General features: G+C 68.2%; 12 protein-coding genes and 1 pseudogene. 6 read left to right on the forward strand and 7 right to left on the reverse strand.

What is annotated here, in order from left to right:
* Positions 1-338: 338 nt before the first annotated feature.
* Positions 339-1,601, forward strand: coding sequence for an ISL3 family transposase (locus OG241_RS09480; protein WP_405775427.1), 1,263 nt, complete (start codon positions 339-341; stop codon positions 1,599-1,601).
* A 7-nt stretch (positions 1,602-1,608) separates the two neighbouring features.
* Here the strand turns inward: OG241_RS09480 and OG241_RS09485 are convergent, their stop codons facing one another.
* Positions 1,609-2,283 carry a transposase gene (locus OG241_RS09485; RefSeq protein WP_405775425.1) on the reverse strand — a complete coding sequence of 225 codons (675 nt, stop codon included), beginning with the start codon at positions 2,281-2,283 and terminating at the stop codon, positions 1,609-1,611.
* Between the two features lie 272 nt (positions 2,284-2,555).
* Positions 2,556-2,816 carry a transposase family protein gene (locus OG241_RS09490; RefSeq protein ID WP_405814765.1) on the reverse strand — a complete coding sequence of 87 codons (261 nt, stop codon included), beginning with the start codon at positions 2,814-2,816 and terminating at the stop codon, positions 2,556-2,558.
* A 284-nt stretch (positions 2,817-3,100) separates the two neighbouring features.
* Here OG241_RS09490 and OG241_RS09495 point away from each other — a divergent pair.
* Positions 3,101-3,472 (forward strand): annotated as a pseudogene (locus OG241_RS09495) (transketolase-like TK C-terminal-containing protein); the annotation flags it as partial.
* 64 nt (positions 3,473-3,536) lie between these two features.
* Here OG241_RS09495 and OG241_RS09500 read toward each other — a convergent pair.
* Both OG241_RS09500 and OG241_RS09505 read right to left on the reverse strand, forming a co-directional pair.
* Positions 3,537-4,325: an SDR family NAD(P)-dependent oxidoreductase gene (locus OG241_RS09500; protein WP_405775423.1), complete on the reverse strand. Its 789-nt coding sequence runs from the start codon at positions 4,323-4,325 to the stop codon at positions 3,537-3,539.
* 668 nt (positions 4,326-4,993) lie between these two features.
* The gene (locus OG241_RS09505; RefSeq protein ID WP_405775421.1) at positions 4,994-6,079 is read right to left on the reverse strand and encodes an integrase core domain-containing protein; all 1,086 of its coding nucleotides are present in this window, start codon (positions 6,077-6,079) and stop codon (positions 4,994-4,996) included.
* A gap of 57 nt (positions 6,080-6,136) precedes the next feature.
* Between OG241_RS09505 and OG241_RS09510 the strand changes: the two genes are divergently transcribed.
* Positions 6,137-6,703 (forward strand): ImmA/IrrE family metallo-endopeptidase, encoded by a 567-nt coding sequence (locus tag OG241_RS09510; RefSeq protein ID WP_405775419.1) that lies wholly within the window; start codon positions 6,137-6,139, stop codon positions 6,701-6,703.
* Positions 6,704-6,827: 124 nt separating this feature from the next.
* On the opposite strand, the gene OG241_RS09515 is transcribed toward OG241_RS09510, so the two are convergent.
* Together OG241_RS09515 and OG241_RS09520 are read right to left on the reverse strand one after the other, a co-directional pair.
* A complete protein-coding gene (locus OG241_RS09515) occupies positions 6,828-8,012 on the reverse strand; it encodes a hypothetical protein (RefSeq protein ID WP_405775417.1) in 1,185 nt (394 codons plus the stop codon).
* Positions 8,013-8,167: 155 nt separating this feature from the next.
* Complete coding sequence (locus tag OG241_RS09520; protein ID WP_405775415.1) at positions 8,168-9,175, reverse strand: hypothetical protein; 1,008 nt, start codon at positions 9,173-9,175, stop codon at positions 8,168-8,170.
* A gap of 423 nt (positions 9,176-9,598) precedes the next feature.
* On the opposite strand from OG241_RS09520, the gene OG241_RS09525 reads away from it, so the two are divergent.
* The 3 genes from OG241_RS09525 to OG241_RS09535 all read left to right on the forward strand — a co-directional run bounded on the left by OG241_RS09525 (position 9,599) and on the right by OG241_RS09535 (position 11,349).
* Positions 9,599-9,850, forward strand: coding sequence for a hypothetical protein (locus OG241_RS09525; RefSeq protein ID WP_037756696.1), 252 nt, complete (start codon positions 9,599-9,601; stop codon positions 9,848-9,850).
* Positions 9,847-10,236 carry a hypothetical protein gene (locus OG241_RS09530; protein ID WP_319097559.1) on the forward strand — a complete coding sequence of 130 codons (390 nt, stop codon included), beginning with the start codon at positions 9,847-9,849 and terminating at the stop codon, positions 10,234-10,236. Before OG241_RS09525 ends, OG241_RS09530 begins: the two co-directional genes overlap by 4 nt.
* Before the next feature lie 498 nt (positions 10,237-10,734).
* Complete coding sequence (locus tag OG241_RS09535) at positions 10,735-11,349, forward strand: hypothetical protein (protein WP_405814767.1); 615 nt, start codon at positions 10,735-10,737, stop codon at positions 11,347-11,349.
* On the opposite strand, the gene OG241_RS09540 is transcribed toward OG241_RS09535, so the two are convergent.
* Positions 11,334-12,527, reverse strand: a complete 1,194-nt coding sequence (locus tag OG241_RS09540; RefSeq protein WP_405775411.1) for a hypothetical protein — start codon at positions 12,525-12,527, stop codon at positions 11,334-11,336. The two genes, OG241_RS09535 and OG241_RS09540, sit on opposite strands and share 16 nt — an antisense overlap.
* Positions 12,528-12,531 lie beyond the last annotated feature (4 nt).

Consider the following 12,531-nt stretch of genomic DNA (forward strand, 5'->3'; position numbering starts at 1 on the left):
TTGAACAGTTCCACGCCGTAGGCGGTGAAGCCCCACCGGTGGTGGGGGCTGCCGTAGGTGCGGGTGATCCATCTCCAATGCCGGCGCCGGCCTGCTCCTGTCGCGGCAGGATCTGCCGGTGCTCGACCGGACGACGGACGCCGAGGCCGCCAGGGGCGGCTACGTGCTCGTCGAATCCTGGGTCTTCGAACTTGAGCGGTGCGTCTCGTCAGGCGCGTTGACTGTCCGTCACGGTGTGTGATGTGCATGGCGGGACTGGCCCCCGGACGCAGGACGCCCGTGGTCCTGGTTGATCATTTCTGTTCTCTACGCAGAAGGATCATTGGGGAGCCACGGGCTTGGTCAACGATACGACGTTGTTGCTCGGTCTCGACGGGGTATCCGTCGTGCGGGTCGAGTCACTGGCCGACGGGACGCGTCGGGTGCACCTGATCACCGCCGACGAGGCGGCGCGGGCCTGCCCGTCCTGCGGGGTCATCGCCTCGAGGGTGAAGGGGCCGGCGGTGACCCGGCCACGTGATCTACCCTACGGACAGCTGAGGTTGGAGTTCTTCTGGCACAAGCGCCGCTGGTGGTCCCGCGAGGCGAAGTGCCCGAGGAAGTCATTCACAGAGAGCATTGCCCAGATACCGACCGGGGCGCGGGTCACCGCCCGGCTGCGCCAGGCGGCCGGCCGCCGCGTGCGCGATGCCGGCTCCACGGTCATCCAGGCCGCCCGCGACCTGCATCTGTCCTGGCCGACGGTGATGGGCGCCTTCCGCACATCGGCATGCGAGGTCACGGGCGCCCCGCTGCCCGAGGTGAAGGTGCTGGGCATCGACGAGACCCGGCGGGGCAAGACGAAGTGGGAGCAGGACCCCGACAGCGGCAAGTGGCACCTGACCCGGGACCGGTGCCACACCGGCTTCGTCGACGCGCTCGGCACCGGCGGGCTGCTCGGCCAGGTCGAGGGCCGCACTGTCGCCGACGTCCTGGCCTGGCTCGCCACCACACCGCTGACCTGGCGAAAGAGCATCCGGCACGTCGCCATCGACATGTCGGCCACCTACCGCGCGGCGGTCCGCACCGGCCTGCCGCACGCGATGGTCGTGGTCGACCACTTCCACGTCGTCCAGCTCGCCAACAAGATGCTGTCCATGGTCCGGCGCCGCACCACTGCCGAGATCCGGGGCCGACGTGGACGCGCCAGTGACCCGGAGTGGAAGGCCAGACGACGGCTCCTGCGCAACCGTGAGGATCTCACCGACGACCAGTTCGCCACCATGTGGAACACGCTGCTCGGCGAGGGGAAGATCGGGCAGACGCTGCTGACGGCGTGGATTGCCAAGGAGAACCTGCGTAACCTCCTCGCCCTGGCCCGCACCGGGGCCGACCGCCACCAAGTCAGCCACGCCCGCTGGAAGTTCCTCACCTGGTGCGCTGACGCCGACATCCCCGAAGTGCGGCAGCTCGCCGTCACCGTCGACCGCTGGTGGCCCGAGATCGAGGCGTTCATCGCCACCGGGCACCACAACGCGAAAAGCGAGAGCTGTCGGCGTACACATGAACGTGGCCCTGGCAAGATTTCCGTGAAGCTGGGGTGTGCCACCGTGCGCCGGTGACGCTCCGTCACACATAGCGGCGTCGGAGCAGGGCCATGAGAATGACGCGGTGACGGAGCAGCGGGACCCCCGTACGTCCGGCCATGATCCGCTTCTGGAGCTTCAGATCAGTGATGCGGCCTTCGTTGACGCCGGAGCTGAACGGGGTGGTGATGCCCTGGACGACTGCGGGCTGGTCCTCGCGGATGGCGTTGGCCAGGCCGACCAGGGCGGGGAAGCGGGAGGTCGCGAGTTGCTCGAGCCAGTTCGCCAGCAAGGCCGCGTCGCGGGAATCGAGCATGGCGGCGAACTGACGCACCAGGTCATGGGTTTGGTCCAGTTCCGGGCAGTGCTCAAACAGCTGCCTGAGTGCCTCGGTGGCGTGCAGACCGCGCCGGGATGGCGCAGTGGTGATCCAGCGGGCGACTTGCCGGGGCGAGGGCGGTCGCTCGCGCGGTGTGTCGATCGGCAGCCCCTGGCGCAGCGGCGCGATGGCCATCTTGACTCGTTGATAGTGGCCCCGGTAACCCTTGGCGACGATCTCCTGGTGCAGCACCGTCGCGGTGTGCTCGCCCTCCTCCCACCGCTGCCGCAGGTACTCCAGGTACGGATCGAGGCTGGTGGGCCGGCGGGAAGGCGTGCGGCGTACGCACTCCTGCCAAGTGGCGGCTCGCGCGTATTTGCCCACTGTTCGCCTGTTCAAGCCCAGCCGGTGGGCTGCAGCGTGAAGTGAGATGCCGGTGTCGGTCACCGCGTGCACCGCATCAAAGAGGTTCTTCGCGTGGCGGCGGGCACGGGTGTCGGCCTGGTCGGACGATGCCGTTGGGCTCGGTGGCGGCGATGCCGCTTCAGGATCGGGAACTGCTGCGGGCAGGCAGCTGCGGTGTGCCGCGGCAGTGTCCCCGACGCGCCCCCGGCCATCTGCACCAGGTGCTGCAGCAGCGGACTGCGGCGCTGATAGCGCACCGTCAGCCCCTACACCTGCTCAACGAACGTCCGCCGACCACAGCCCGGGCCGTCACAGAACAGTCGCCGTACCGACAGCCCGATAACGACCGGGCGGCCGCCGACAGCGACATCGGCCAGCGTGCGGCTATAGCGACTGTGCGTCCGCGCGGAACCGCGGCCGCAGTCCGGACACGCGACCGTCAACTCCCGGGTGCAGGCCGCGATACGCACCACGCCGCCCGCCACCCACACCTGTTCCACCCGCACCGCATCGAGGTGCGGAGACACGATCCGTACCAGGTCATCACACTCGCCGACAATGCCACGCCCTGTGACGGAGCGTCACCGGCGCACGGTGGCACACCCCAGCTTCACGGAAATCTTGCCAGGGCCAGCTAAGGCCGTACGTCGACAAGGGCATCAACCGCGTGATCAAGCTCGTCGCACGAGCCGCGTTTGGCTTCCGCAACGCCGAGAACCAGCGGCTACGCACACGCTGCGTCACCACCCGCCGAGCCCGCGGACACCTCCGCCCGCTCAACTTTGAAGACCCCGAATCCTCGGCTCCGACGCCCCGGGTCATTCTGATCGGCACCGGATCCGAGGTGCAGCTCGTGGTTCGGGCGGCCGAACTGCTCGAAGCGGAGGAGATCGCGACCCGTGTGGTGTCGATGCCCTGCGTGGAGTGGTTCGTCGAGCAGGCCCCGGCCTACCGCCGCTGCGTCCTGCCGCCGGAGGTCGGGGCACGTGTGTCGGTGGAAGCCGGGATCGCCCTCGGCTGGCGTGAATTCGTCGGCGAGCACGGGGAGATCGTCGCCCTGCCGCACTACGGTGCCAGCGCGCCCTACGAAGTCCTCTACGAGAAGTTCGGCCTCACCGTGGATCGGGTTGTGGCCGCCGCCCGAACCAGCCTCGCGAGAGCGGAGTCGCACGCCGGCCCCTGATCGACTCGGCAGGGCGGAGCCCTCCGAGACCCCCGGCCTGGGCACTCCTGGCCACCGGGGCGGATCACCGACTGACCGCCTGCGACGCCTGCTGCTTCGCCTTCAGCAGCGACATCGTCGCGTCGACCACGTTCGCCCGGCCCGGGATGCACAGTTCCGCTCCGCGCTCCAGCGCGTCCACCGCGACGGCCGCCACATCGTCGGCGGATTTCCACATGATCGCCGGAATCGCCGAGATCTCCTCGTCGGTGAATCCCGCACGCCGGTCGAAATCGGTGGGAACCGGGCCGGGGCACAGCGCTGTCACGGTCACCGGGGATTCCCAGAGTTCGAGCTTGAGCGTGCGGGTGAAGGACAGCACGAACGCCTTCGATGCCGCGTAAGTGCCCTGTCCACCCATCGGCTTGAATGCCGCCGTCGAGGCTATGTTGAGAATCGCGCCGGATTTCCGGGCGATCATTCCGTCGACGAACGTGCGGCACAGATCCACGACGCTGACCACGTTCAGCTCCATGTGTCCGAGCTCTGCGTTGAGGTCGCACTCCGCGATGCTGCCGCGGGTGGCCGCGCCGGCGGCGTTGACCAGGATGTCGACGGTAAGCCCGGCCCGTCCGACGCGCGCTTCAAGCTCTGCTCTGTCCGTCCGACTGGTGAGATCGGCTTCGATGGTCTCGACACGGGCACCGTGCTCGCGCAGCTCATCCGCAGTGCGCCGCAACCTGTTCCCGTCGCGCGCCACCAAAGTGGTGCCGTAACCACGCGCCGCGAGCGCGCGCGCCATGGCCGCGCCGATGCCCGATGACGCTCCGGTGATCAGCGCGGTTCCCTGCGGAGACGGTGGTGGAAGTGACATGAAACCAACCCATCCTGACTGCCCGACGGCATTCCGAATCCGCGACCGAAATTGGCGATTGCACATTCCCGCGCGTACAACTCGGCTCTGCGCTTATCGGATTCGGCGACGCCGCCTGAGGGTGGAGAACATCGCCTGGCCGATACTGTCATCGTATCCTCGCGGTGCACAGGGACTGACCTCTATCTTGCATGAGGGCCGGTGCTTTGCCAGACGGAGGCTGCGGCGGCTGGTGATGAGGAGTTGGGCGCCGGGGTGCAGCCGTTCCTTGAAGTTTCCCCAAGGCCGGGTAGTTAGGGCCCGTAAAGAATCAACACGTTGCTGCGGTCTCTGTCGTGAGGGTCACGCCGTGTGCGGGAAGCCCGTGCCGATCCGGGCCCGTCCGGGGAACGGCGGGCATCCGGCGTCGTGCTCGCCGCATCCTCCGGTCGAGCATCCGCAATCGTCCTCGAGATCCCATGCGGTCGAGCCGGTCTTGTCGCCGTCCTCGGTCTCGTCCGGATCTTCCTTCGCGGGGCCGTCGCCGGTGCCCAGTCCGGCCAGTGCCTGGTCCGTCTCGGGGACGGTCCAACCGAGTGCCCGCCACAGCCGGGCGAAACGCTGAATCCGTCCGTACTCCGCCTTGGTGACGACGGACCCTGTGCCGTTCGGAAACTCGTCGCTGCTGGTCAGGCGGCGTATCTGTACTCGTTGATCACGCCGCCGAGTATTCGGGTGTGCAGGAGCCGGTGAGTAGTCGGAGCGCTCATGGGCTTCGGGTGTTCGTGGGCGAGGGGAGGGAGCTGTGCCCGGGCCTGGTGTGGGCGATGACGGTTGTAGTGCTGGGCGTAGGCGTCGAGGATCTGTCGGGCATGGGTTTCGTTCCATATGAGCAGGTGGTCGAGGACCTCGCGCCGCAGGGTTCCGATGACCCGTTCGCAGTGCGCGTTCATCCGGGGCGTTCGAGGCGCTGTCGGCACGACCTCGATGTCGTCGGCCGCGAAGACTGCGTCGAAGGACTCGGTGTACTTCGCGTCCCGGTCGCGAATCAGGAAGCGCAGCGAGTCCACCCGCACACCTAACTCGATGGCGAGGTTTCTCGCCTGTTGTACCGCCCAGGGCCCGGTGGGATGGGCTGTCACGCCGGCGATGTGCAGTCGGCGTGTGTCGTGCTCGAGGAACACCAGCGCGTACACGCGGCGCAGGTCGATCAGGTCGACGTATAGGAAGTCGCAGGCGATGATGGACTCGGCCTGCGCGGTCAGGAACTCGCGCCACGTCGGGCCTCCCCGGCGCGGGGCTGGATCGATGCCCGCCGCTGTGAGGATTTCCCAGACCGTCGTCGAGCCGACCGGGTGTCCGAGCCGGATGAGTTCGCCCTGGATCCGTCGGCAGCCCCACCGCGGATTCTCCATGGCCAGCCGCACCACCAGCGCCTTCACCGCTCTCGCCGTCGACGGTCTGCCAGACCGGGTCCGGCGCTTGCTGTAGTCCCACTTCCGGGCGATCAGCCTGCGGTGCCACGCCAACAGCGTCGCGGGCGTCACCGGGAGCACCTGCGCCCACCGGCGCCGCGGGATCAGTGAGGACAGTGCCGCGAACCACAGCCGATCCGCCGGCTCGTACCGCACCGGTGCCGATAGCTGTCTGCGCAGCACCGCATTCTCGTGGCGCAACACCAGCAATTCCGCGTCCTTGGCCATGTCCCGGCGCAGCAGCACCGCCGGGACCGCGAGCAGCTTGCGTACCACCCGATAGACCAGTGAAACGATCACCCAGGCAGGGTTCCAGCAGACCGCGATGCCGCGCCAGACCGCCTCCGAGCAGCAGCGATGAGTTTCCGAACGGCACAGGTTGCCGTGACCCGGCTGCCTTTGGACAACCGCGATGTGGACGCCTTCTCGCTGCCGTTTCCCGACCACCCTGTCGTCGTCCTGGGCAACAACAAGAACGACCGCGCCCGCTCCCGGTTCGACGGCGCGCACGAACTCGCCCACCTCGTCCTGCACGGCGAGCAGATCTGGGGTGTCAAAGAGGTCGAGACGCAGGCTCACCAGTTCGCGGCGGCCTTCCTCATGCCCGCCGACGACATCCACGACCAGCTGCCGACCACGGTGGACTGGCCGGCCCTGTTCCATCTCAAACAGCACTGGCAGGTCTCGCTCGCCGCCCTGCTCATGAGGGCGCGGACGCTCGGACGCATGAGCGAGAACGTCTATCTCAACGCCATCAAAGCGGCCTCCGCCCGCGGGTGGCGCCGCGTCGAGCCGGTCCCCCTCGGCCGGCCGGAGCAGCCCACGCGGCTTCTGGCCTACCTCGCCTCCACCGCCAGTGCCCCCGCCCGCTCCGTCCTCCCGCCCCAGATCGTGGAGAGCCTGCAGACCGCCTCGGCTACGTGACCCGCGCTCCCCCGCGCTTCCGGCGAATCGCGAGGAATCGGCAGGCGGCCCGCCGCACCGGGCCTTGCGGGCCCGGTGCCAGACCCGTGCGCCGAGGTCGTACCGGCAGCCTGGATGCCTTGCCCTACGCACCTGCCCCACTCGTGCGGGACGGCTTCCCGATGTGTTCCTTGTACCTGCGGGCTTCGCTGACCAATTCGCTTCCCGCCTCGACCAGTTCACGTGGCCGGCCGCTTACAGTGCGCAGGTGCAGGACGTGCTCGATGACCTGTGTGTCGTCCAGCGAGTCGAGCCATGCCCGGACTGATTCCGCCTCTGGCCGTTCCGGGAAGAAAGTCAGGAAATCGGCGAGACCGTCGCGGCCGGTGATGGCTGCGATCCTGTCCCGGCTCCGGACGACCGCAGGTGTGCGGCCCGCCGTCGCCAGGGCGTCGCGTACGTCCCGGTGTCCGACGGTGATGTCGAGTTGCGGCGGCAGCGGGCTCACGTCGTGACGTCCGGTGACCAGAACGGGGATGGCCACGGTGCGAACCCACTCTTCGAGAAGCTTCAACTCGTCGGCGGCGATGGCCCACACACCGGTGTGTGGCCGTTGCAGGGACACCGTCGGCCATACGGAGAAGGGGATGCGGGCGCCGCGCGGCGCGCTAGCGAGGATGTCTCCTTCCCGCAAGGGCAGCCCGTCGCCCGGCTGGGGCCCGTGCTTGAGGGGAAGGGCGACAGTCAGGTCACTGTGCGGATCGTCGGGGTGCACGGCGCCGAGCCGGGTCGCCGCGACAGCGGGGGCGCGGTGCTTGGCCACGTTGGTGTACACGGCCAGGAGCCGCAGCGGATGCTCGTCGGGAGTAGGGCGCTGGAGCGGCTGCAGCCGCTCGATACGCTGCGCAAGCGGCGTGCCGGCGTTCAGCGGCGGAAGCTGCCGTCGCCTGCGGTCGCCGAACCACCGGGTGAGGGCGGCGACGTCACACACGGCCGGCATCTCTACGCCCTTCGCCTCCTCTTCCGTCAGGGGGCGTCCGAGAGCGGCCTCGACCTCGGCATACAGGGTGTGTTCCAGCGCGGCGCGCAGCTGGGTGAGGGCATCGGCCACGAGCCGGGGAATCGCCTGCGGGAGCGGGGCGACCTCCCGGACCACGACATCCACACGGTCACCGTTACTCACTTCGGCGAATGTGATCGTCCCGCGTTCCGTGTAGTCGTGCGTCAGGCGCAGCAGCCGCTCGATCGTGTGGTCGACGTGGGCCAGTGTCTCCACCACGTGGAGTTGGTGGTCGGGCAGCCAGGAACCGTCCGCGTCGTGCAGGCTCATACAGCGACCCTAGCGACCGACTTCCCGACGTTCCCGTCCCTTTCACATCCCTGCAGTGTGGTGGCTGTCTGCGACGTGATCTCCCCGCCTGCCACGCGAGCGCACGGGGCACATCCCGTTAGCCGTCGGGGAGGTCCGTCTGTCTTCTGGCCGATTCACGCCACGGAGTCGATCCGGTCACTGCACGCCTCCTTGATCGTGGCAAGATCGATCAGCACGTCCCGCGCCGCGTCCTGGTCGTGTTCCAGCGCCTCGATCGCCTGCTCCGTGCGGACCCCGAGGTCACGAACCGTCTCGCGAGGCACGAACGGGATGCCGAAGATGCCATAGCCGGTGTCAACAGACGTCCACAGGTCCCGCTGCACGGCGTCCCAGCTCCGGCGCGCCGCGTCCTGCTTCTCGCGGGTTGCGTCCTGGCTGGAGGGAATCATCGCCAGGTCCCGTTCCAAGGTCTGGATGTGCGTCTGCAGTTGTGTGGACAGCTTGCGCAACCTGGTCCAGGTCTTATGCCCCGTCGCGATCATGGCTGCGCCGAGCGTCACTGCGGCAGGTACCAGCAGCGCGGGCCGACTGGGGAAAACCAGCATGTAGACGACGGCTCCGGCGAAGTAGATGCCGGCGGTGTTGGCGACGGTCCGGCCGATCGCTGCCCGTCCGATACGCCTGCCGGTGTCCTCCAGCAACTGCTGTGTGGAAGCGCCTTTCGGTTCGACCGCCTGCGTCCACATCGGGAGAAGACCCCACACGTACATGAACGTCATGGCGGAGGCTGCATGCTCGGTCACCTGGTCCGGATGCTGGGCGACACCGTTGACCAGCCGCACCGCGTACAGGACGACACCGCACACGCCCACGCCCCACACGGTCACTTTCACGCGCCACCAGCGATGCTGCCACGCTGTGTCGTTCCGCTTCCCGGACATCCAGCGACTCACCCGCTGGAGGGCGTACCACTTTTCTGCTCCGCTCCGCCAGAACCGGCATCCGTACAGGGCGAGGAACAGTCCGACGGTGAACAGGAGGAGGCTGACAGCCCTGTTGGTGCCGTCGGGTGAGGTGTCAAAGAGGGTGTTTCCCCAGACGTTGAGGACGAATCCGACGGGGAGGATGACCAGCCGCCAGTGGATACGTACCCCTGCGGTCATCTGATGTGTGAGCGACATGGCCTCATCGTCGGATCACCATCCGGTAGGAGGTGGGGACTTGAGACAGATCAGAGGTTGCGGGTCGGGCGCTGCGCGGCCGGTCCAGAGCGGGCACTCGCCCATGACTCTCGCCGGTCCTGGCCGGGTAAGGCAGCGGGTCGGGCGACCATCCGCGAGGCTTGTAGAAAACTCCGTCGCCGCAGGTCAGAGGACTTCCCTCCCGGGCGCACAAAACGGACAGGGTTGCATCCCGGAACGGATTTCACGACTTCACAGGTCGGCACATACGCCAGCGAACAGTGCGCCCCACCGACTCCTTACCGAGCTCTCGCTGGCGAAAACACACCTACCGGCTGCCCCCTCGGCCCCCGGCCGAGGAGGCGCAAGCAGCTACCTCAATCGCCTCGCCCGGGCGGGTATACCCGATGTATTCTGTCGGGCATGGCGCACACAACGATCAAGGTCGAGAGCAGCATCCGGGACAGGCTGGCGATCCTGGCCGCCGAGAAGGACACCACGATCGCGGGACTCGTCGGCGAATTCGCCACCCACACCCTCACGCAGAGCGAGCGGGACGAGCAGGTCGCGAAGACCCTCGAAGTCCTGCACACGCTCTCCGGCTACGCCCCGGATCCCGAGCAGGACCGCGCAGCGGACGATGAGCTCACGCGCCGGCTCGGCAGCGCCGCGTGAACCCTGTCGCCCCTGTCGATGTAGTCCTCGACGACAGCGCGCTGCTCGCTCTGGGCTCGGGCAACGTCCTGGCCTCCCGCCTTCTGTACCAGGCCGCCGAGACCGGGGCCTGGCGCGTCCACGTCGCGCTGGCCGCACTCGCCGAAGCGGACCGGGTACGCACCGGACTCGCCGGCCACCTCGGCATGCTCGACCAGGTGGTCTTTCATCCACTCGATCTCGCCGCCGTCCTGGCCGCCTCGGGCCACGAGCGGCCCCTGGGCTGGTGCCACACCCACCATGTGGCCATGCCCGGCCCCGAACGCCTGGATGGGGCACGCGTCGCCACCGTCCAGCCCAAGGCCTGGGACGGGGCCGACGTCCGGGTGCTCGACCTCACTCCCTGAGCGGTCCGCCCGGGTCGGGGCGGACTTCACCAGTGGATGTGATCCCAGCGCTTCCCCCAGTGCACGGAATTCATCAGAGTGGTTGACATCTGCTTTATGATTCGCGAATCATGAATCATGGTTCAAAGCGCGCCCGAACGGTTGCGTGAGGTCTCGGCAAAGCTCTTCGGGAATCGTTATCGGGCCGAGGTGCTGCTGGCGCTGGCGATGTCGGATTCCCGAGGGGTCTGTCTGGGGGATCTCGCGGTCTCGCGAAGTGTTGCGCCCAGCGTGTACCAGGCGCCGGTACAGGCTCTGGTGGACGCGGGTCTGGTTGTGCGTGTTCCGCGGGAGCCCGGCGAGCGGCGTCAGTGGTATCGGCGCAGTGACGATGCCGACCTGTGGCGGTGTCTGGCGGACCTCTTGGGCTGTTTGGCAGAGGCAGCCGGAGCCGACCGGGTTGGATGAATGGCGGGGGTGCTGTTTTCGGACGGCGCCCGATGAGACAGGGTGGAGCCCATGATGACCTTGGCGAGTTCCGTGACCGGCGGTTCGGTGCAGACTGCTTCCGCGGCACTGCTGGGGCGGGACGGGCAGTCTGTGGTGGTCCCGGTGTTGGGGACGGAGGCGCTGTTCTTCTACCGCGTGGACTCTGCCGAGGACGTGCGCCGTCGTGAGGTTTCCGCGGCGCGCCTGGACAAGCTGCCCCCGCTGGAAGCCCTTCTGGCCCTTCCGGTGGGTCTGCCTGTGCCGCTGGCCTCACTCGATCAGCGGGAACGTCGTGCTGTACGTGCCTTGCCGGCCGGGGCTGCGGACCGTGACCGCAAGGTGGTGACGCGGCGGGCGGTGCGGCCGCTGCAGATCGATCTGGCCGTCGTGCGGGCGTCCGGCTGGCGGCAGGGGCTGGAGCGGGCCGGCCGGTTCGCCCCGTTCTGCCGAAGGGCCATGCTGCTCGACCGGCGCCCGGCACGCCTGGAGGAATCACTGGCGGAGGCGGACTTCTACGGTATCGGCGTCTTCGTCCCGTCGGGCGACGGGGTGGAGATGGTGCTGGAGTCCCGGGCCTACCGGCCGCAGCGGCACACTGCGGCGGCCTGGGCGTTCGTCGAGGAGCTGTATCAGCGGGTGCGCTGAGCGGGTGAGGGCTCGGCCGGGACAGGGCCGGGGTCGGCAAGGGCCCAACATTCGAGCTGCTTGGGTGCCCGGAACGCCTTGGGCTGTTCGAGGGCGGCGTTGAGCAGCGGGTACCGGTCGACGGCGATGCGGCAGCGGTCGTACCACCAGCGCTGGCGCGCGATGCCCGGCGGCGTCGCGCAGAGGTCGCGCAGCCATCCCATGAGTACAGCGATGTTGTGCGCCGCGGCTTCTGCCGGGAGCGGGGACTGGTTGCTGGTGAACGTGTCGAGCGCCTTGTGTCCGCAGGCGTAGCACTCGCAGATCGGCGCGGCGGCTGCGGCGTACTTCTTCGCCAGCGTCTCGCCAAGGTAGAAGTCCATGAGCTCGGGGTGCAGGACGTGCGGCGAGCCGGGGCCGCCGGACTTCTTCCCGGTCTGGGCCTTCTCACCGGGGACGATGGTGTGCCGCAGTGAGCTGGTGGCACCAAATGCGGTGAAGGCTGCTCCGGCTGCCAGGGCTCCGAAGGCGGCGAGATCGGTACGCAGCAGTGCGGTGTCCGGTACCTGTGTGATCAACTGCCGGAGGTGGTGTACCGACTTCGCATACCGGGCCAACGGGTCCATCTGCCCGCCCAGGATGATCGCCTTCGGCCCATTGACGTCCTGCAAATAGTCGATCAACTGGTGCAGGGACTCCTCGTTCCTCAGCCAGGTCACGTCGATCGGCACCACGAAGGTCACGCCTGGATCGTCGAGTTCGGTCATACGGGTGACCGCGGCCCTGAGCGCATCCGAGTCCTCGGCCTGGATGTAGCCGGTCGGCGTGAGTGGCGCCGTGACGCCCGCGGCACGTTGCTGCTCCAGAGACCGCTCAAGGGGGTCGTTGAGGAAGAAGCCGTCCGGCTCCGTCTGCGGGAAGGGAGCGTCTTCGGTCGCGGCGGTCTTCTCGTAGAGGGCCGGGTCGGCGAGCAGCACCCCGCTGTATCCCTCATCCCGCAGCTGCAGCGCCTTCGCCGTGGCATTGCCCCCGCTCAGAATCAGCCCACTGGAGGCGGAAGCGAGGTGCTCCTGGACCTGGCCGACCCGTTCGGGGCGGGTCTGGATCAGCATCCGGCCGCGCAGAGCCGCCAGGCCGAAGAAGGGGAGATGCGCAGCTGAAGGGAGGTGCGGACGCGGGACGGCGGAAGGCTCGGTCATGGAC

The sequence above is a fragment of the Streptomyces sp. NBC_01390 genome, from assembly GCF_045040105.1.
Taxonomy (GTDB): domain Bacteria; phylum Actinomycetota; class Actinomycetes; order Streptomycetales; family Streptomycetaceae; genus Streptomyces.